Origin of the sequence: Roseibium sp., from assembly GCF_039982295.1 — a bacterium.
GTDB lineage: Bacteria > Pseudomonadota > Alphaproteobacteria > Rhizobiales > Stappiaceae > Roseibium.
The window spans coordinates 33,444-53,051 of sequence record NZ_JBDWYP010000009.1 but is presented as its reverse complement, the minus strand read 5'-3'; the positions used below and the strand labels follow the sequence as shown (position 1 = coordinate 53,051).

16 protein-coding genes are annotated in these 19,608 nt (G+C 58.4%); 15 read left to right on the top strand and 1 reads right to left on the bottom strand.

Annotated features, from left to right (window positions below):
• Window positions 1-483 precede the first annotated feature (483 nt).
• The 15 genes from ABJZ52_RS01525 to rpmG all read left to right on the top strand — a co-directional run bounded on the left by ABJZ52_RS01525 (window position 484) and on the right by rpmG (window position 17,292).
• A complete protein-coding gene (locus tag ABJZ52_RS01525; protein WP_348189088.1) occupies window positions 484-1,617 on the top strand; it encodes a hypothetical protein in 1,134 nt (377 codons plus the stop codon).
• Window positions 1,618-1,638: 21 nt separating this feature from the next.
• Window positions 1,639-2,898, top strand: a complete 1,260-nt coding sequence (locus tag ABJZ52_RS01520; RefSeq protein WP_348189086.1) for a bifunctional diguanylate cyclase/phosphodiesterase — start codon at window positions 1,639-1,641, stop codon at window positions 2,896-2,898.
• 149 nt (window positions 2,899-3,047) lie between these two features.
• The gene (locus ABJZ52_RS01515) at window positions 3,048-3,746 is read left to right on the top strand and encodes a GntR family transcriptional regulator (RefSeq protein WP_348189084.1); all 699 of its coding nucleotides are present in this window, start codon (window positions 3,048-3,050) and stop codon (window positions 3,744-3,746) included.
• A gap of 151 nt (window positions 3,747-3,897) precedes the next feature.
• Window positions 3,898-4,398, top strand: coding sequence for a Holliday junction resolvase RuvX (gene ruvX / locus ABJZ52_RS01510; RefSeq protein WP_348189082.1), 501 nt, complete (start codon window positions 3,898-3,900; stop codon window positions 4,396-4,398).
• Between the two features lie 117 nt (window positions 4,399-4,515).
• The gene (locus tag ABJZ52_RS01505) at window positions 4,516-5,442 is read left to right on the top strand and encodes an AEC family transporter (RefSeq protein WP_348189080.1); all 927 of its coding nucleotides are present in this window, start codon (window positions 4,516-4,518) and stop codon (window positions 5,440-5,442) included.
• An 83-nt stretch (window positions 5,443-5,525) separates the two neighbouring features.
• Window positions 5,526-6,491: an aspartate carbamoyltransferase catalytic subunit gene (locus tag ABJZ52_RS01500; protein ID WP_348189078.1), complete on the top strand. Its 966-nt coding sequence runs from the start codon at window positions 5,526-5,528 to the stop codon at window positions 6,489-6,491.
• 11 nt (window positions 6,492-6,502) lie between these two features.
• Window positions 6,503-7,804: a dihydroorotase gene (locus tag ABJZ52_RS01495; protein WP_348199803.1), complete on the top strand. Its 1,302-nt coding sequence runs from the start codon at window positions 6,503-6,505 to the stop codon at window positions 7,802-7,804.
• A gap of 30 nt (window positions 7,805-7,834) precedes the next feature.
• Entirely contained in the window at window positions 7,835-8,560 is a 726-nt protein-coding gene (locus ABJZ52_RS01490) for a glycerol-3-phosphate acyltransferase (protein ID WP_348190544.1), read from the top strand.
• A gap of 108 nt (window positions 8,561-8,668) precedes the next feature.
• Window positions 8,669-9,319: a glycerol-3-phosphate 1-O-acyltransferase PlsY gene (gene plsY / locus ABJZ52_RS01485; protein WP_348190542.1), complete on the top strand. Its 651-nt coding sequence runs from the start codon at window positions 8,669-8,671 to the stop codon at window positions 9,317-9,319.
• On the top strand, window positions 9,319-10,458 hold the full coding sequence (gene dprA / locus ABJZ52_RS01480; protein ID WP_348190539.1) for a DNA-processing protein DprA: 1,140 nt from the start codon (window positions 9,319-9,321) through the stop codon (window positions 10,456-10,458). The genes plsY and dprA overlap by 1 nt, the downstream gene beginning before the upstream one ends.
• 215 nt (window positions 10,459-10,673) lie before the next feature.
• Window positions 10,674-13,358 carry a type I DNA topoisomerase gene (gene topA / locus ABJZ52_RS01475; protein WP_348190550.1) on the top strand — a complete coding sequence of 895 codons (2,685 nt, stop codon included), beginning with the start codon at window positions 10,674-10,676 and terminating at the stop codon, window positions 13,356-13,358.
• A 92-nt stretch (window positions 13,359-13,450) separates the two neighbouring features.
• Window positions 13,451-15,688 carry a ribonuclease R gene (rnr, locus tag ABJZ52_RS01470; RefSeq protein WP_348190536.1) on the top strand — a complete coding sequence of 746 codons (2,238 nt, stop codon included), beginning with the start codon at window positions 13,451-13,453 and terminating at the stop codon, window positions 15,686-15,688.
• Complete coding sequence (locus tag ABJZ52_RS01465; protein ID WP_348190533.1) at window positions 15,685-16,155, top strand: DUF983 domain-containing protein; 471 nt, start codon at window positions 15,685-15,687, stop codon at window positions 16,153-16,155. The genes rnr and ABJZ52_RS01465 overlap by 4 nt, the downstream gene beginning before the upstream one ends.
• A gap of 7 nt (window positions 16,156-16,162) precedes the next feature.
• Window positions 16,163-16,927 carry an NUDIX hydrolase gene (locus ABJZ52_RS01460; protein WP_348190531.1) on the top strand — a complete coding sequence of 255 codons (765 nt, stop codon included), beginning with the start codon at window positions 16,163-16,165 and terminating at the stop codon, window positions 16,925-16,927.
• Window positions 16,928-17,124: 197 nt separating this feature from the next.
• On the top strand, window positions 17,125-17,292 hold the full coding sequence (rpmG, locus tag ABJZ52_RS01455) for a 50S ribosomal protein L33 (protein ID WP_153768683.1): 168 nt from the start codon (window positions 17,125-17,127) through the stop codon (window positions 17,290-17,292).
• 75 nt (window positions 17,293-17,367) lie between these two features.
• On the opposite strand, the gene ABJZ52_RS01450 is transcribed toward rpmG, so the two are convergent.
• Window positions 17,368-19,083: a Cache 3/Cache 2 fusion domain-containing protein gene (locus tag ABJZ52_RS01450; RefSeq protein WP_348190528.1), complete on the bottom strand. Its 1,716-nt coding sequence runs from the start codon at window positions 19,081-19,083 to the stop codon at window positions 17,368-17,370.
• Window positions 19,084-19,608: the final 525 nt, after the last annotated feature.

The following is a 19,608-nucleotide window of genomic DNA, read 5'->3' as shown; positions in this document are numbered from 1 at the left end:
CACTGCAGCGACAAATCTGACGGTTCCATCAGGGCCAGGCAGGAAAAGCAACGCCACTAATCCATACACGTCAGAGGCGAGGCTTTTCCGACTAAAACGCTGCAAATACCTGCACTTCAAACGCTACCGCCAAACGCAACACCGCCCAGTCTCGTCGCCTGTTCTGGCGGGTGTAACGATCCGTAACCAACCTGGCTGAGCGAATATTGCACAAATACTTTCACAAAATAAAAAATAGATTGTTTTCCAGGTGACCTAGAAGACAGATCAACGCCAGCCACCCCATCCAAATGAAAATATCAATAAATGACATCATTATCATATTTAATGGCTGCTTTTAGGTATTTTTAACATGTAGTACTCAAGTTTTACTAATCGAAAGGATGTTTTTAAGGCTAAATAATCCGAGCAACGCGACATTCTCGAATGTTATCAATCGGTAGGATTGCATTGACCTGATCAACACCAAAAGGCAAACCCCGAATGAAGATCAGAAGTTTTTTAATAATACTTTTTGCAATCGCGACGTTGATCCCGACGCTCATTTTCAGCGCCTGGTCGTATCATATTGGTGTCAAGCGAGAATTCGCCGAAGTCGAAGATCGGCATCTTCTGATCGCCCGAAACCTCAGCTTTGCCTTGGAGCGGTACCAACAGGACGTGGTCGCCGCATTTGAGTCCGTTAGCGCGACCCTGACGCAGGGAGCATCCACCGATGCCATGAAGCGTCTGCTCCAGCAGCTGAACATGCTATGCATTCTCAATATCGACAAGACAACCGGCGAAGTATGGCAGCAAATGACGACCTTCGGGCATCCGCCTGTCGAGGAAGTCGACCCCGCTGTATTTTCCGCCCTTTCCAAATTCGCAGTCCCGTCGCAAACGGTGTTTTCAAATGTCATGGAAAACCACGAGGGCGAGAATGTCCTCTACGTGATACGCGACTTTGGAACCCATTATGCAATTGGCGAAGTCAGCACGCGGTATTTTGTAAGGCTCGGCGAAAGCATCAGTTTCGGCGTTCAGGGCCATGCGGCCATCGTGGACCAGTTCGGCAATGTTCTTGCCCATCCCCGAGAAGACTGGATCGCGAGCAGAAAGAACATCTCCAAGGTGTCATCCGTGGCACGCATGATGAACGGCGAAACCGGGATTGAGGAATTCTATTCGCCAGCGCTCAAGGGCAACATGATCGCCGGCCTGACCTCTGTGCCCGGGCCCGGCTGGGGTGTGATGGTTCCCCAGCCGATCTCCGAGATCTACGACAAGGTCTATCAGAACCGATCCTCGGTTTTCCTCATCCTTGCCGTCGCCCTGGCAGGTACTCTGGCCATTGGCTTGCTATTCGCACGGTCCTTGTCTGCGCCGTTGGAACGGCTCGTCACGGTCATGAAGACCAACGCGCGCGAACGACAGCTCCATGCCGTCGAAAGCAAGAATGACCTGTTTCCCTTTGAGGAAATCAAGGACTTCCGGGACAGCTACAACACCATGGTCCGGCGGGTCACGGAATCGGGACGAAAGATCGAGGCACTGGCCTTCAGTGACACGATCACCGGCTTGCCGAACCGGGCCCACCTGCAGTCGGTCGCCGCCCCGATCCTTGCAGGCAGCTAACACGGCGTCACCGGTGGCATTATGGTGCTCATCGATCTGGACAACTTCAAGGAGGTCAATGACCTCCATGGTCATGATGCAGGCGACCAGTTGCTCAGGGCATGCGCCAACCAGATACTTGGGACGACCCGCAACCATCTGGCCAGCGGCAGCGAACCCGCCCCCAACTCTCTGGCAAGCCCGATTGTGGCCCGTATTGGCGGAGACGAATTCATCATCATGATTCAGGGCCTGGTCGAGAAAGACGAAATCCAGGCTTTTCTGGATGCCCTTCGGACTGAACTGGCCGCCCCGGCTCCGGAACTGCCGTTCACACTGAACAAGAGCGCCAGCATTGGCTGTTCACGCTTCCCCCAGGACGGACAGGACGTCGAGGAGCTGATCAAGCGCGCTGATATCGCCATGTATCACGCCAAGAACAGCGGCAAGAACCGGTCAGAGCTCTACGCGCCTGAAATCGGCGCCCGATCGACGGCTGAAATTCGCCGAGACGTTCTCAACGCGGTCGAAACGGACGGCTTTTTTCTCGAGTACCAGCCGAAGATCTGCGCCAACCGGCGGAAAGTCCGTGGGGTCGAGGCACTGGTGCGGTGGAACCATCCCGAATATGGCCGCTTCATGCCGGATTTCTGGCTTCCTGCGATCGCCAATTCTCCCGCGATCTCCGCCCTCGGGGAATGGGTCCTCAAACGTGCAATGAAAGATCAGATGGCTCTGGCCAAAGCCGGGCATGACATCTTTATGTCCGTCAACATCGGTCCTGGCCACTTCGTGACACCCGGGTTCGTTCAAAGTGTCGACGCCATCCGCGACGAACTCGGCTTTGACGCCGCAAGACTTGAGATTGAAGTCACGGAAGACGCCCTGTTTGTCTCTGAAGACCAGGCCGTGGAAGCGTTCAACAGTTTGAACAAGAGCGGCTACAAGGTTTCAATCGATGATTTTGGCAAGGGCTATTCCAACATCGCGCGGTTGGCCAGGCTTCCCGTCGACTTCCTCAAGATCGATCGTTCGATCATTGTCGGCGCCTTCGAGGATGATCGCATAAGAGCCATTCTGGAATCGACCTTCGACATGGCGCGCAAACTGGACTGCAAGACAGTGGCCGAGGGCGTGGAAACACTGCAGCACGCCGAATTTGCAACCCGTCTCGGTGCCAATTGCCTTCAGGGCTATTATTTCGCAAAGAGCATGCCGCTCGACGATCTGAAAGACTGGCTGCGTAATCAATCCTGCAATTCGTTATGCGCTTATCAAGAACGGCTCAAGCAGGCCGTTTGAATTCATCCTGATGAAGTTTCAGCGGCCAAGCGGGTCTGGTCCCACCATTCTTGTCGGAAATCTCCTTTGCCCCTTGCCCGATCCGTCGGAAATTGCTTCGATCATTTCGCAAAGCAAGCGGACCCACTCAACAACAATGACATCGCGAGATGCCTCTTCCCCACGGCACCCCTGATCACATGACGTCTCTCCAGAACGAAACCGAAGATGCGCCCAAGCGGCTCCACAGCGCGATCATCGCCGATCAACTCGAGGCAGAAATCATTTCAGGCAAACTGGAAGGTGGCAGCAAGCTGGACGAGTTGGCGCTGACCGAACGCTTCGGCGTGTCCCGCACGCCCGTGCGCGAAGCACTCCATGTGCTGGCCTCGCGATCGCTTGCAGAGCGAGTGCCCTATCGTGGTGTCATCGTTGCCAACATAACACGCGAGCGGATCGACAACCTGTTCGAGACCATGAGCGAAATCGAAGCCACCTGTGGCCGCCTCGCCGCCCAGCGCATGACGATGAGTGAAAGGGCAGCTCTTGAGGAGCTCCATCTCTCCATGGCGGAGATGGCTGAAAATGGTCGCTATGACGACTACGAACGGGCCAATACGGACTTTCACACCGCCATCTTTGCCGGCACGCACAATGAAGAGCTGATCGAGGTCGCCAACGGACTTCGGCTGAAACTCGCCCCCTTCCGCAAGTCACAGCTCCGGATCGCCGCCCGGATGACCAAATCCAACGAAGAACACACGGCGATTGTCACCGCGATCCTGGACAGCAACGCCCGTGAAGCGGAAAAGTCCCTGCGGCGGCACCTCTTGAGCGCTGCAAAGGCCGCCCTCTCCCGCATGAGCTAGTCAACCCCAGCCGGTGTTGCAACTCCCCCAATGGTCGTTCCGCACACCGGAAAAGCGCCATCAGCGGAGGCACGGCATCTTTCCAGGACCTCAATAGTCAGCACGCCGCCTTTCTCTGGCCTTCAGCCTCCGCGCCTGATAAAGCCCGGATATGGCAAATGACCCTTCCCTTTCGCTTGAAGACTTTGTTCAGGCCACGCCCGCGACCAAACGGTTGATCGGGCTTGATCTTGGCACCAAGACCATCGGCCTTGCGCTGTCCGACGTCGGCCGCGGGATCGCCTCGCCGATGGAAACAATCAGGCGCAAGAAATTCACCCTCGATGCCGAGCAGCTTCTCAAGATCTGCGCGCAGCAGGATGTGGGCGGCATCGTTCTTGGCCTGCCGCTCAACATGGATGGCAGCGAGGGACCAAGGGTTCAGGCCACCCGTGCCTTTACGCGCAACCTTGCGCCCAAGACGGAGCTGCCCATCACCTATTGGGATGAGCGCCTGTCGACCGCCGCCGTGACCCGCACATTGCTGGAGGCCGATTCAAGCCGTGCCCGGCGCGCAGAAGTCGTCGACAAGATGGCAGCAGCCTACATCCTGCAAGGCTTTCTCGACCGGCTTGGTCATATGAGTTCATCAGGGCTGTTTGGGGAAGACTAGACCGTCTTCACCTCCCCCAACGCACCGCCACATACCTCCTTTGACCTGCCCGCAGCAGACGACTAGTTTGCCTGCCTTACCGAGTCCGCTGTCAGCTTCCTTACCCTTGGTCCCGCCATGTTCATGACCCTTGCCGCTATTCTGCCTGTCATTCTCGTGATCGCATCGGGTTATCTCATGGCTCGGACAGGCCTGATCAGCGACCAGCAGTGGCGCGGGGTCGAGCGCCTCGCCTACTATTTGCTCTTTCCCGCCGTTCTGTTCCGCACGATTGCAGGTGTCGACTTTTCCCGCGTACCGACCCTCAACATGGGCGCAGCATTGCTGTCGAGCATCTTCGCGATGATCATCGCGCTGCTGTTGTTGCGCCCCGTCCTGGAACGGGCATTCGGCATTGAGGGACCACGCTTCACGTCAATCTTTCAGGGCACGGCACGCTGGAACGCGATGATCGCCCTCGCCATTGCCAATAATGTGGTCGGCGAGGAAGGGCTCGCCATATTGGCAATTGCCATGGTGTTCATGATCCCGGTCCTGAATATCGCCAGCATACTGGTGCTGTCCCACTATGCCAGCGGCACCAAACCAAGCCCGCGCAAGATCGCGCGCGATCTCTATTCCAATCCCTTTATCCTCTCAATTGGCGCTGGCGTGATCGTAAATGTGCTGGGCGTATCTCTGCCCGGTGCGGTTGACGATACGCTCGAAATACTGGGACGGGCGTCCTTGCCGATTGGAATCATCTGCGTGGGCGCCGGACTTGACCTCTCTTCGCTGCGCCGACCGGGTCCCGCGCTGACACTCGGCGCATTCCTGCGTCCGGTTTTCATGCCCCTGATCGCCTTCGGCTTTGTGCATCTTTTCGGTATCAGCGGCACCGCCCAGACCATCGTCATCATCGCCTCGGCTGTTCCTGCAGCGAGCAATTCCTATTTGCTTGCCAGACAGATGGGCGGTGATGCGAAACTGATGGCGGAGATCATTACCCTTCAAACGCTGGCCGCGACCTTCACAATTCCGCTCGCAGTCCTGCTTTTTGGCTAATTGGTCAAAGAATGACTGGTGTGTGGACAGCTCCGCCTTCCGAGATTCTTTCCTTGTAGAACCGCTCTTTTGCACCTATAGGCATGATCTCGATGAGCGCACCTGATCCCCATCGACTGAGTTCTTTCCCCCATCGTCATTTGCTGGGCATTGAAGGACTTCAACCCCACGAAATTCTCGGTCTGCTTGACCGTGCGGATGAAGCCGTTGAGGTCAGCCGCCGGGTCGAAAAGATAAAGCCCGTGCTTCGCGGCCGGACGCAGATCAACCTGTTTTTCGAGGCCTCCACCAGAACCCAATCATCCTTCGAGTTGGCCGGAAAACGGCTCGGCGCCGATGTGATGAACATGGCTGTGTCCCAGTCGTCGGTGAAAAAGGGCGAGACCCTGATCGACACTGCCGCGACGCTGAACGCCATGCATCCCGACCTTCTGGTGGTCCGCCACCATGCCGCCGGAGCGGTGCATCTGCTGGCGCGCAAGATCGGATGCTCCGTGGTCAACGCCGGTGACGGCCCGCACGAGCATCCGACCCAGGCTCTGCTCGACGCGCTGACGATCCGTCGGCACAAGGGCAAGATCGCGCGCCTGACCGTTGCCATATGCGGCGACATCACTCATTCCCGTGTTGCACGCTCCAACATCATCCTGCTCAATGCGCTGGGTGCCAGGGTCCGGGTGATCGCCCCCTCCACTTTGTTGCCGGGTGGCATCGAGAAGATGGGCGTGGAAGTCTTCCGCGACATGCGCGAAGGCCTCAAGGGTGCCGACATCGTCATGATGCTGCGCCTGCAGCGCGAGCGCATGAGTGGCGCCTTCATTCCCTCGGTACGCGAATACTACCGCTACTACGGTCTCGACAGGGACAAGCTGAGTTATGCACGCGAGGACGCCCTGGTGATGCACCCCGGCCCGATGAACCGTGGCGTGGAAATCGATCCGGAAGTGGCCGACGGGCCGCAGAGCCTCATTCGCGAACAGGTGGAAATGGGCGTTGCCGTGCGCATGGCGGTGCTCGAGGCGCTCGCCGCCCATCTGCCGAACAGCTAAGGACAAATCCAGTGGCCATAGACACGCCCAAACCCCTGGTTCTTTCCAACGCAAGGGTGATCGATCCTGCGCGCGGCCTGGATGCCCCCGGATCCGTGATCATCGCCGACGGCACCATTCTCGCGGCCGGTCCGGAAGCGGCCAACCAGGGCGCTCCTTACGGCGCAGAGATCATCGACTGCGCCGGCGCGGTCGCCGGACCTGGCCTGATCGACATGTGTGTCAGCGTAGGCGAACCGGGCGCCGAGCACCGCGAGACCTTTGCTTCGGCCTCCAAGGCTGCCGCGAGCGGCGGCATCACGACCATCGTCACCATGCCCGAGACAGATCCGATCATCGACGATCCGGCGCTAGTGGACTTCATCCTGCGCCGCGCGCGCGATACTGCGATCGTCAACGTCAAGCCCATGGCCGCCCTGACCAAGGGCCTCGAAGGTTGCGACATGACGGAGATCGGCCTGCTTCAGGAGGCAGGCGCTGTCGCCTTCATCAACGGCCACAAATCTGTCCGCAACGCGCAGATCATGCGCCGGATCATGACCTATGCCCGCGATTTCAATGCCCTGGTGGTTCACCACACGGAAGATCCGGATCTCGCGGGTGGCACCATGAATGCTGGGTTGAACGCCAGCTGGAAGGGTCTGTCTGGCGTCCCCCGCGAAGCAGAAATCATCATGCTGGAGCGGGATCTGCGGCTCGTCGGCATGGCCAAGAGCCGCTACCACGCCAATTTGATCTCCACATCGGACAGCGCCGATGTCATCCGCGCAGGCAAGAAGCGCGGGCTCGACATCACGGCCGGTGTATCGATCAACCACCTGACCCAGAACGAAAACGACATCGGCCCCTACCGTACCTTCTTCAAGATGTCACCGCCCCTGCGCGACGAGGACGATCGGCAGTCAATGATCGCAGCCGTGGCAGACGGTACCATCGACATAATCGTCTCCAACCATGATCCGCAGGACGTGGAAACCAAACGCCACCCCTGGGCCGAAGCCGAGGATGGAGCACTCGGGCTAGAGACCTTGCTGGCCGCAGCACTCCGGCTCTATCACGCAGAGCAGATGGACCTGATGCCCCTGCTCGCGACCATGACCTGCAACCCCGCCGACCGCCTTGGTCTTGAGTCGGGACGCCTGTCAGCTGGAGCGCCGGCTGACGTAATCGTTTTCGATCCTGATCGTCCCTGGGTGCTGGAAAAAAGCGCAATCAAGTCCCGCTCCAAAAATTCGCCCTTCGAGGACGCGCGCTTCTCCGGCCGAACCTTGCGCACAATCGTTGCAGGCCGGACCGTCTACTCTTACGATTGAGGTTTGCGAAAGCGTAACGGGTAACTGGGAATGGGTGACTTTGGGGTCGGCGTCGTTGTATTGATAATGTTGATCTCGGTAGCAACTGCGATCGGCTATCTGATAGGGTCGATCCCATTCGGGTATTTTTTCGCAAGACTTGCCGGTCATGGCGACATCAGGCAGACCGGCTCAGGGCTTACCGGGGCAACAAACGTTCTTCTTGTCACCGGCAGCAAACCCCTCGCGGCCCTTACCTTCCTATGCGATGCCATGAAGGGCGCTTTGGCGGTCTATATTCCCCTGGGTGAACAGCCTAGCGATTTGCCAGTGATTGTCTTTGGCTTCAGCGTAGTCCTTGGACACCTCTTTCCTGTTTGGCTGTCGTTCAGAGGCGGTCAGGGAGCCGCTGTTCTCCTTGGGGTGGCCACATGCCTTGCATGGCCCATAGGTTTGATGTCCGCCGCAATCTGGCTCGCCATAACCGCATTCCTTCAAAGCACAGTGCTGGCAACACTTATCGCCTGCCTTGTCGCGTCGATCCTTTTTGGCTTCACCACACATCCGCTGTTCGCACTGCTCTTTGCCGTCATGACCGCCATACTCGGGCTAAAACACAAGGCAGACCTTTGCGGTCCGCTGGCAGCAAAGCTTCTCAAGGCCGATCCCCTGCAAAACAGGAGCGGCCTGAAGAAAAAGGCAACTAGGTACCGCCAGGTCGCTTTCAGACCGCTGTTAAGCACCGTTTTCAAATCGGCACGCCGTCGGCGGACTTGATCGCGAGAAGCATAAGGTTACATTGCCTCAAACTCGATTGACGTTCGAACAAGCAGACAGCATGCTTGACCTGAAAAGCTGGTGCCATTTTGAAAAGACAACACAAAAATGCCTGATCCATTCAGCTGGGACCTTGCCTGGCATCACGTCCTCGCCGTTTTGGCATTTGGCTATCTGCTCGGCTCCATCCCCTTCGGCCTGATCATTACCCGCCTTGGCGGCATGGGCGATGTGCGCGAGATCGGTTCGGGTAACATCGGCGCGACCAATGTTCTGCGCACCGGCAACAAGAAGCTTGCCGCCGCGACCCTTATCTGTGACGCCTTGAAGGGCACGCTTGCCGTCCTCGTCATCAAATGCTTCTTCGGTGCCGAGATGGCTCTGGTCGCAGGCTTCGGCGCCTTTCTGGGCCACCTCTTTCCGGTTTGGCTGAAATTCAAGGGCGGCAAGGGCGTTGCGACCTATATCGGTATTCTGCTTGGTCTCAACTGGCCCTTCGCGCTCTTGTTCTGCGCAATCTGGCTCGCCTGTGCATTTCTGTTCCGCTACTCCTCTCTTTCCGCCTTCGTGGCCAGCATCTTGACGCCCCTTGCGCTTTTTGCCGCCGCTGACGTGCAAATGGCGGCAATGTTCGCCATACTCACGCTCATTCTGCTCTTGAAGCACCATGAGAACATCAAACGTCTGCTGAACGGCGAGGAAACCAAGATCGGCAACAAGTCCAAACCCGTCGAACCACCTCCAGGCAGCTCCACCTGATGAATATCAGGGCGGCAAGCAAAAACGCCCTGATATTAAACGAGGCTCAGCGCCTCGCCTGGCTCCGATTGATCCGATCGGAAAACGTTGGCCCAGCGACCTTCCGGGACCTGATCAATCATTTCGGTTCAGCAGAAGCCGCTCTGGATGCCCTGCCCGGCCTTTCAAAACGGGGCGGAAAATCCGCCATTCGCATCTGTCCCTTGCATGAGGCCGAAGCCGAGCTGGATGCCCACGACCGGGTCGGCGCCCGCCTGGTTGCCCTGGGCGAAGCTGACTATCCGCAACATCTGCGCCACATCGACGGCCCTCCGCCGCTTCTGTCCGTTCGAGGTGGATCGGCACTGTCGGAGCCGAAGGCCGTGGCCATTGTGGGCGCGCGCAATGCGTCACTCTCCGGCAGAAAGCTGGCGGCTCAATTCTCCCGTGACCTTGGACAAGACGGTCATCTCATCGCATCAGGACTTGCGCGGGGGATTGATGCAGCAGCGCATGAGGCAGCACTCGGTTCAGGTACGACTGCTGTTTTTGCTGGCGGCATCGACATTCTCTATCCCCCCGAACATGACCGCCTGCTGGCGGCCATCATCGACAGCGGTGGCAATGCCATTTCCGAAATGCCTCTGGGCTGGAAGCCGCGCGGACGCGATTTCCCCCGCCGCAACCGGCTGATCTCCGGTATGGCGCTGGGCGTGATTGTCATCGAAGCTGCCAAGGGCTCCGGCTCCCTGCACACGGCCCGTTTTGCGTTGGAACAGAACCGCGACATCTTCGCCGTGCCCGGTTCGCCGCTCGACCCGCGTTCGGAAGGCGCAAATGGCTTGATTCGTCAGGGCGCAACTCTCGTGACGTCGGCGGGAGACGTCATGGATGCCCTTGCCGGCCGTCTGGAACCGGACTTGCCATTTACACAGGAGATCGACGAGCCCGGCGACGATCAATCACCCTATGGTGGTGACCCCGGTCAGCGTGCACGCGACAAGCTGCTCTCCGCCCTTGGTCCGACACCGGTCGAGATCGACGAACTCATTCGATTTACCGGAGAAACGGCAAGAACCATCCATGTCCTGTTGCTCGAACTCGAGCTGGCCGGGCGGCTGGAACGACACAGGGGGCAACGGGTGTCACTGCTCTTGTAGACTTGGTTGGAAAACGAAGCGCCTTGCCTCCTTGACCTGACTGTCATGGGCCGTGGATAACCCGCCTGATTGAGCCTCGACTTGACCAAAGGGTTCGAAAGGTCCATTTGACAGGCGGCCTTCGATCCATGATCGTCGCCAGTTCAAGATTTCCATTTCCGCCACAGGAGCGCGCCCGGCGGGCAGCGATCCCGGCAAGCAGCGTTTGGGTACTGATGAAACTCGTCATTGTGGAATCGCCGGCCAAGGCCAAGACGATCAACAAATATCTCGGCTCGGATTACAACGTGCTCGCTTCGTATGGTCACGTGCGCGATCTGCCTCCGAAGGACGGTTCGGTCAAACCCGACGAAGATTTTGCCATGAGCTGGCAGGTCGACAGCAAATCCCAAAAGCGCCTTACAGAGATAGCCAACGCGATGAAGGAGGCCGACAGCCTCATTCTCGCAACTGACCCCGATAGAGAGGGGGAAGCGATTTCATGGCACGTTCTGGAAGTTCTGCAGAAGAAGAAGGTCCTGAAGGACAAGCCGGTCGAGCGCGTGGTGTTCAACGCGATCACCAAGAAGTCCATTCTCGAGGCCATGGAGAACCCGCGCCAGCTGGACACACCGCTGGTTGACGCCTATCTGGCCCGCCGCGCGCTGGACTATCTTGTCGGCTTTACGTTGTCGCCGGTTCTCTGGCGCAAACTGCCGGGTGCCCGGTCCGCGGGCCGCGTGCAGTCGGTTGCCCTGCGCCTTCTGTGTGACCGGGAGATGGAGATCGAGGTCTTCAAGCCGCAGGAATACTGGTCGATCCTGGCGCATCTGAAGACACCTGGCGGGGAAGCCCTGCCCGCATCGCTCGTTGGCTATGACGGCAAGAAGATCGGCCGTCTGGACATCACCAGCGAAGGTGAAGCCACTGCCATCAAGACGATGCTGCAGTCCGCAAGCTTCTCGGTTGCCAGCGTCAGCTCGAAGCCGACCAAGCGCAATCCGCAGCCGCCCTTCACCACGTCGACGCTGCAACAGGAAGCCTCCCGCAAGCTCGGCTTCTCCGCGTCACGCGCCATGCAGGTGGCCCAGAAGCTCTACGAGGGCATCTCCATCGGCGGCGAGACCACCGGTCTCATCACCTATATGCGTACGGACGGCGTGCAGATCGCGCAGGAAGCCATCTCCTCCGCCAGATCAGTGATCGGCCAGGACTTCGGCGACAAATACGTGCCTGAAAAACAGCGTTTCTACGCCACAAAGGCAAAGAATGCGCAAGAGGCCCACGAAGCGGTTCGCCCGACCGACCTGACCCGGCGCCCGAAAGACGTCGCCCGTTTTCTCGATCCCGACCAGGCAAGGCTCTACGACCTGATCTGGAAGCGCACCATGGCCAGCCAGATGGAATCGGCCGTGCTCGAGCGCACCACGATTGAAATCGACGCCAATGGCTCCGGCAAGAAGGCAGCCTTGCGTGTGACCGGTTCTGTCGTGCGGTTCGACGGCTTCTTCGCGCTCTACCAGGAAAGCCGTGACGACGAGGAAGATGAAGCCTCCCGCCGCCTTCCTGCCGTAGACCAGGGCGCAAACCTTGCCCTTGGCGCCGCTGAAGCCAAGGCCGACCCGGTCGAGGCATCACAGCACTTCACGACCCCGCCGCCCCGTTACACGGAAGCGAGCCTGGTCAAAAAGATGGAAGAGCTGAGCATCGGCAGACCGTCGACCTATGCGTCGACCATACAGACCCTTCAGGACCGCGACTATGTGGAGCTTGAGAAGAAGCAGCTTGTCCCGCAGGACAAGGGCCGCATCGTCATCGCGTTCCTGGAGAGCTTCTTCAACCGCTACGTAGAGTTCGACTTCACAGCCAGCCTGGAAGAACAGCTCGACAAGATCTCGGCGGGAGAGTTGTCCTGGCAGGACGTTCTGAAAGCCTTTTGGAAGGATTTCTCCGGTGCAGTCGACGAGATCAAGGATCTTCGGGTCTCCGAAGTTCTTGACGCCCTCAACGACCTGCTCGCACCGCATATTTTCCCCGAAAAGGAAGACGGAACAGCACCACGCGCTTGCCCGTCCTGTTCCGACGGTCAGCTGTCGCTGAAGGTCAGCCGCTTTGGCGCCTTCATCGGCTGCTCCAACTACCCCGAGTGCAACTACACCCGCCAGCTTGCGAAAAGCGATGGCGATGGTGAGGCGTCCGAAGGCCCGAAGGTTCTCGGTCAGGATCCAGAAACCGGCCTCGATGTGTCTTTGCGCACCGGCCGCTTCGGCCCCTATGTCCAGCTTGGCGAAGAAGCCAAGCCGAAACGCTCTTCCCTGCCCAAAGGCTGGGCGGCGGCGGATATCGACCTTGAGAAAGCCCTCGAGCTGCTCTCACTGCCACGCGAAGTCGGGCCACATCCCGAAGACGGCAAGATGATCACCGCAGGCATCGGTCGCTATGGACCTTTCGTGCTGCATGAAGGCACTTACGCCAACCTGTCAGCACCTGAAGAAGTCTTCACCGTCGGCATCAACCGTGCCGTCGATGCGCTCGCCGAAAAGCGCGCCAAGGGCGGCCGCGGCCGTGCGGCGGCGACACCCCTCAAGGAGCTCGGTGAGCATCCCGAGGAGGGCGGTCCGATCAATGTCTATGACGGTCGTTACGGGCCTTATGTCAAACACGGCAAGATCAATGCGACCCTGCCCAAGGACACGGATCCTCAGACCGTGACCATGGAACAGGCCGTGCAGCTGATTGCCGACAAGGCAGCCAAGGGCGGCACAAAGAAAAAAGCGGCTGCAAAGAAGCCTGCAGCCAAGAAGACCGCCGCAAAAAAGCCAGCGGCCAAAAAGGCAGCTGCCAAAAAGCCGGCCGCAAAGAAAACAGCCGCCAAGGCAAAGAAGCCCGCTGAAGACACGACCGTGGAAGACGGCTCTTGAGCGCCAGGCGGATAGGACCGAAAAAGCCCGCCGGTCGGAAGGCCGGTGGCCGCGCAAAGACCCCCGGTCAGTTTCCCTCCCCCGAAGACATCATGACCTTCATTGCCGAGAACCCCGGCAAGGCGGGCAAGCGCGAGATCGCCAAACACTTTGGCATCATTGGCGCAGCACGGATTCAGTTGAAGAAAATTCTCAAGGATCTTGCCGAAGAAGGCGTCGTCGAGCGTCGTCAGAAACGCTTGATCCGTCCTGGTGACCTGCCGCCGGTCTTCGTCGTCAGCCTGATCGCACGCGACGGCGACGGCGAACTTCTGGGCGAACCTGTCGACTGGGACGACGAAGCAGGGCCAGCGCCGAAGGTTCTTGTGCTTACGGGTAAAGGCAAAACGCCTCAACCCGGGATTGGCGACCGGGCGCTCGTCCGGCTGGCAGACATCGACAGTGGCCCGGAGGCAAAACACGCCGGCCGCGTCATCAAGGTGCTGGAAAAGCAACAGGGAGCCGTGCTTGGCATCCTGCGCAACCGCGAAGGCAACCGTCCGCCGTTTCTGGAGCCAATCGACCGCAAGCAGCGTGAACTGGACGTCGACCCGACCGACCTGAAGGATGCGCAAGACGGTGATCTGGTCAGCGTTCAGGTTGTGCGCACAGGCCGCTATGGTGCCCCGCGTGCTGCAATCGTCGAGCGCTTCGGATCGATGAAGTCTGAAAAGGCGGTGTCCGAAATCGCCCTTCAGGCCCATTCGATCCCGCATGTGTTTCCCAATGCTGTCGAGGTTGAGGCCGAAAAAGCCGAGCCTGTGACACTCGGCAAGCGCGAGGATTGGCGAAAGATACCGCTCGTCACCATCGATCCGCCCGACGCCAAGGATCACGACGACGCCGTCTTTGCCGAGCCTGACGAGGATCCGGACAACGAAGGTGGCCATGTCGTCTATGTCGCCATCGCAGATGTCGCTCACTACGTCCGGCCAGGCACCGCCCTTGACCGCGAGGCACATCTGCGCGGCAATTCGGTCTACTTTCCCGACCGTGTCATTCCGATGCTGCCGGAACGGATCTCCAACGACCTGTGCTCCCTGCGCGAAAAGGAAGACCGACCGGCCATGGCCGTGCGAATGGTCTTCGACAAGAGCGGTCGCAAGATCAGCCACACTTTCCACCGGGTGTTGATGCGCTCGGCTGCGAAACTGTCCTACATTCAGGCTCAGAAGGCCGTGGACGGCGTCACGGACGAAAAGACGGAAACCCTGCTCGATGGTGTCCTGAAGCCGCTCTGGGCCGCCTATGAAGTTCTCAAGGCAGGCCGGGATGCACGCGAGCCTCTGGAACTCGACTTGCCCGAGCGCAAGATCAAGCTGAAGCCCGATGGAACAGTGGACTATGTCTTCATTCCCGAACGGCTCGATGCGCACAAGCTGATCGAGGAGTTCATGATCCAGGCCAATGTGGCCGCCGCGGAAACGCTGGAGAAGAAGAAGTCTCCCCTGCTCTACCGCATTCATGATGCCTCAACTCCGGAAAAGCTCGAGAGCCTCAAGGAGTTCCTCTCGACCTTGAACATGAAGCTGCCCTCAAGCGGCGGCCTGCGGCCCTCTGTATTCAACGGGCTTCTGGCGAAGGTCAAGGACACGCCCCAGGCCCATCTGGTCAATGAGGTCGTGCTCAGAAGCCAGGCCCAGGCGGAATACGCACCTCAGAACATCGGCCATTTCGGCTTGAACCTGCGCCGCTACGCTCATTTCACATCGCCGATCCGCCGCTACGCCGATCTGATCGTCCACCGCGGCCTGATCAAGGCGCTTGGTCTGGGCGATGACGGTCTGCCCGATGGCATCGAGGCAAAACTCGAGGCCGTCGGTGGGGAAATCTCCGCGGCCGAACGTCGCGCAATGCTGGCCGAGCGCGACACCATCGACCGACTGATTGCACTGTGGATGTCGGACCGGATCGGCGCGACTTTTCAGGGCCGTATTGCCGGTGTGGTCAAATCCGGAATGTTCATTCGGCTCGATGAAAGCGGTGCGGACGGTTTCATTCCCGCCTCGACCATCGGCCTGGACTACTACCGGTATGACGAAGGGTCGCATTCTCTCATTGGTGACAAGTCGGGTGAAACCTACCAGCTTGGGGACAGAGTTGAAGTCAAACTGGTTGAGGCTGCGCCCTTTGCAGGTGCCCTGAGGTTCGAAATGCTGAGCCCGGGACGTATTGCGGGCAAACGCATTCGAGGCTCCGGGTCGAAAAAACCCGCATCCGCGAGCAAGCGCAAGCCCACACGCCGGTCCAGGACTTCGGCAAAGTCGAAACCCGGGACCAAGAAACGATGAACGTATCCTACCGATCCGCGCAAGGCGAAGAACCGGCCTCCGATGAAAAACCGGCCCGCCGCATTCTTCCTGCGATGATGCGCGGTCTCATGTGCCGCTGCCCGTCCTGCGGCAAGGGAAAGCTGTTCAAGGGCTATCTGAAGACGGTCCACGCCTGTGAGGCCTGCGGTGAAGAGATCCATCATCACCGCGCCGATGATGCCCCTCCCTATTTCACCATCACGATCGTCGGCCATATCATCATCCCCGCGCTGCTGATCGTCGAGGTCATGTACCGGCCCGAAATATGGGTCCATATGGCGCTCTGGTTGCCGCTGACGATCATCCTGTCCCTGGGTATGCTGCAACCGATCAAGGGAGCCCTCGTCGGACTGCAGTGGGCGCTTTACATGCACGGTTTCGATCCGGACGCATCCGAAGACCTCCCGGAACCCGATCCGGCGGAAACCGCGCACTATCACACGTGAGGTCTTGATGAGCTCTGGACAGATGACGACGGGCATGGCGGCCCAACTGGCCAAGGATGAACAAGGCGGAAAACACCCCTATATCCGGCCCAGGGACGCCGCCACCCTGCTCATCCTGGATGGCAAGGGCAAGGACACCCGTGTCCTGATGGGGCGTCGCCATATGCGCCACACGTTCATGCCCGGCAAATTCGTCTTTCCAGGCGGCCGCGTCGATCCGGCAGATTCCCGCATCCCGGTCGCGCTTGGCTATCATCCCGTCGTCGAGGCAAAACTGTCAGAACAGCTGAAACGGCCCAAAACCCGGTCGCGCGTGCGCGCATTCGCACTGGCTGCGATCCGTGAAACCTTCGAGGAAGCAGGCCTCTTCATCGGCCGTCGCGCAGAAGCGATCGAAAATCTCCGTCTCGGCAAGGGCTTCGAGGACTTTGCCGAGCGGGGCATCGAGCCCGATCTCGGGCCCTTGAGGATGATCGCAAGAGCCATCACGCCGCCCAACCGCTCCAGGCGCTTCGACACGCGCTTTCTTGCAGTTTCTGCAGATGCCATCGCCGAGCGCCTCGAAAGCGGCACAGGGCCCTCCGGAGAGCTGGAGGACATCGTCTGGCTCACTTTGGATGAGGCAGGCGCCATGGATGAGCTGCCGATGATCACCAAACGGGTTCTGTCGGATCTGGGAGAGCGGCTTCAGTCCGACCCGGACCTTGCGCCGGAATCACCTGTTCCCTTCTACTTCTTTCAACGGGGCGATTTTCAGAGAACCCTTCTCTGACAGGTCTGCAAGATGGCCTTCATCCAGTCAAAACTGCGCTAAACCGGAGTTTTCACGGCCACACCACGGCAAAGCTTGACTTTGCCCCATTGATGAGTACTTTGCGCGCTGATTTCGGAAATCTGGGGCAGAATGATCGCCAGCGACCCTGGCCATAAGAACCGTTTGCCCAATCATACAAAACAGGATCTAAGGCCATGGCCAAGGCGACAACAATCAAGATCAAGCTTCTCTCCACGGCCGACACCGGCTTTTTCTACGTGACCAAGAAAAACTCCCGCACGATGACCGAAAAAATGGTCGTTCGGAAGTACGATCCGGTTGCCAAGAAGCACGTGGAATTCAAGGAAGCCAAGATCAAGTAATTCTTGATCAAGCTCTGAATACAAAAAAGCCCGCCGAATTTCGGCGGGCTTTTTCGTTTTGGAAGTCCGTCTGGATTAGGCGGCAGCAACCTCATTGAGGAACTGCTCGACTTCGCCCTTGAGGGACTCTGTCTTGGAGCCCAGCTCGCCGGACGCAGCCAGAACCATCTCGGCAGATGTCGAGGTCTGCGTGACAGCCTCTGACAGCTTGGACATGCTGGAGGAAACCGAAGTGGTTCCCATGGCTGCCCGCTGAACGTTCTGGGAGATCTCGGTGGTGGCGCTGCCCTGCTCTTCCACAGCCGATGAGATGGTCGTGGTGTAGTTGTTCACCTCTTCCATGATCTCGGTGATCTCGGCAATGGCCTGGACAGACTCTTTCGTGGCGTTCTGGATCGCGGCGATCTGTGCACCGATTTCCTCGGTTGCCTTGGAGGTCTGTGTCGCCAGTTCTTTCACTTCCGATGCAACAACCGCAAAGCCCTTGCCGGCTTCACCGGCGCGCGCGGCCTCGATCGTGGCGTTCAGAGCCAGAAGATTGGTCTGCTCGGCAATGGCCTGGATGAGCGTCACGACTTCACCAATCTTGGTCGCTGAAGCTGCAAGCCCTTCAACCTTCTCGTTGGTGACGCGTGTGCCTTCCGTTGCACGGCCGACAACTTCCGTCGTCTGAGCAACCTGGCGGGAGATTTCGCCGATGGAGGCTGCCAGTTCTTCCGCAGCACTGGCAACCGTCTGAACGTTCTGGGTTGCTTCAGCAGAAGAGCCCTGGGTTTCGTCCGCATAGCCGGAGCTTTCCCTTGCGATTTCCGTCAGGGACTGCGCGGTGCTGTCGAGACCAACGGCGGTCTCGCCGACGGAAGCCAGAAGCGTTTCGACCGTGGAGCGGAAGCCACCGATCAGCTGCTCGATGCGGTTCTGGCGCTCTGCCGAAGCTGCATCGTTGGCAACCTGCTGGTTGGCATATTCAACTCGCTCGAGAGACTTTTCCTTCAAGGTCTCGATCGCCTGCGCCATCTGACCGATCTGATCGGTCCGTTCGGCATGAGGCACTTCGATATCAAGCTCATCATTCGCGATACGGCTGGTGATCTCGGCAAGCCGCGTCACGGGACGCAGCAGGATCTTGACCATGAAGACTGTCAGCGCCACAGCCACAAGAACGACCGGCAGAACGAACATCGTGAACTTGGTCATGAGTTCGGAAATGTTGGCGACGATCGCCGCCTTCTCGACACCAGCATACAGAATGCCGATGATCTCATTCGAAGGCGTGAAGATCGGCTGATAGATGGTGTAGTAGTCCTTGCCAAGGATCGTCGCCTGGCCGTGGAAGGTCTGCCCTTTGGTCACCACCGGATAGACGGCGCCGTTTTTACCGAGCGGCGTACCGACAGCGCGCTTGCCATCAGGCTTGATGATGTTCGTCGTCTTGCGCCAGAAATCGCGCGTCTCGGGGTCCCACGCAAAGACTGTCGCGGTCTCGCCGGTCATGCGGCCGATTGAATCAATCAGCTCGTGCGAGGTGAACTCGGGAAGAGCCTCAATCTCGATCCGGCTGACATCACCAGCGCCGGTCCAGTTGACCTTGACGCCCTCGACCTCCTCGCCAAGCATTGTCGCAGCAACACGAAGGTTTACATCCTGTTTCGCCATGGCGCCGCTCACCGCCTGATTGTCGGCGACCGAGTAAACAATGAAGCCAACAACAATCATTGCAAGGGCGAGGAAACCACCACTGGCCACAGCCATTGCGGTCGACATTTTCATGGAAGACAAAAGCCGTGTCATTTGAGCTCCAACCGTAGAGTTATCACTACGTTAGACATCAGTGTTAGGTATTAATGCCAAGTAAATCCTCAATATATGAGATATTTATTCATATTTTTACCTAGGGTTTCGCATAGGATAAAAAAATGTCAAAAACCTGATAATTTACACAGGACTGACTTCAATCAAGAAAATAAATCAGGAAAAAGATCAAGAACAACACGATCTCGAATTTCTTAAAAATTCGGAGTCTAACCGGTTCTTCCAATGAACCAAGGGAGAAAAGAGGCGAGTGCGCAGAAGGTGGCCGGTGGGAAACAAGCAACGAGGAGGCCACTCTTCGACTCGTTCCGCACCGGCCTGCCCCACGGACCCAGGAGATGCGGCGGACCTGAGCGCCCCGTAGGGAAACTGATCGCTAAAAGCGATTTGGCATCAGATGGATGTAATTGATCCATACCAATGCGAGGTCAACCTACAAGAGTGCTGTGGGAAATCAACTGTGACAGGCGATTTTGCACAAGCATCGTCATAACTTAGTAAATT

Bases quoted from the DNA above. Each gene is read 5' to 3' on its own strand.
- ABJZ52_RS01525 (WP_348189088.1), top strand. From the start codon at position 484: ATGAAGATCAGAAGTTTTTTAATAATACTTTTTGCAATCGCGACGTTG.
- ABJZ52_RS01520 (WP_348189086.1), top strand. From the start codon at position 1,639: ATGGTGCTCATCGATCTGGACAACTTCAAGGAGGTCAATGACCTCCAT.
- ABJZ52_RS01515 (WP_348189084.1), top strand. From the start codon at position 3,048: ATGCCTCTTCCCCACGGCACCCCTGATCACATGACGTCTCTCCAGAAC.
- ruvX (WP_348189082.1), top strand. From the start codon at position 3,898: ATGGCAAATGACCCTTCCCTTTCGCTTGAAGACTTTGTTCAGGCCACG.
- ABJZ52_RS01505 (WP_348189080.1), top strand. From the start codon at position 4,516: ATGTTCATGACCCTTGCCGCTATTCTGCCTGTCATTCTCGTGATCGCA.
- ABJZ52_RS01500 (WP_348189078.1), top strand. From the start codon at position 5,526: ATGATCTCGATGAGCGCACCTGATCCCCATCGACTGAGTTCTTTCCCC.
- ABJZ52_RS01490 (WP_348190544.1), top strand. From the start codon at position 7,835: ATGGGTGACTTTGGGGTCGGCGTCGTTGTATTGATAATGTTGATCTCG.
- plsY (WP_348190542.1), top strand. From the start codon at position 8,669: ATGCCTGATCCATTCAGCTGGGACCTTGCCTGGCATCACGTCCTCGCC.
- dprA (WP_348190539.1), top strand. From the start codon at position 9,319: ATGAATATCAGGGCGGCAAGCAAAAACGCCCTGATATTAAACGAGGCT.
- topA (WP_348190550.1), top strand. From the start codon at position 10,674: ATGAAACTCGTCATTGTGGAATCGCCGGCCAAGGCCAAGACGATCAAC.
- rnr (WP_348190536.1), top strand. From the start codon at position 13,451: ATGACCTTCATTGCCGAGAACCCCGGCAAGGCGGGCAAGCGCGAGATC.
- ABJZ52_RS01465 (WP_348190533.1), top strand. From the start codon at position 15,685: ATGAACGTATCCTACCGATCCGCGCAAGGCGAAGAACCGGCCTCCGAT.
- ABJZ52_RS01460 (WP_348190531.1), top strand. From the start codon at position 16,163: ATGAGCTCTGGACAGATGACGACGGGCATGGCGGCCCAACTGGCCAAG.
- rpmG (WP_153768683.1), top strand. From the start codon at position 17,125: ATGGCCAAGGCGACAACAATCAAGATCAAGCTTCTCTCCACGGCCGAC.
- ABJZ52_RS01450 (WP_348190528.1), bottom strand. From the start codon at position 19,083: ATGACACGGCTTTTGTCTTCCATGAAAATGTCGACCGCAATGGCTGTG.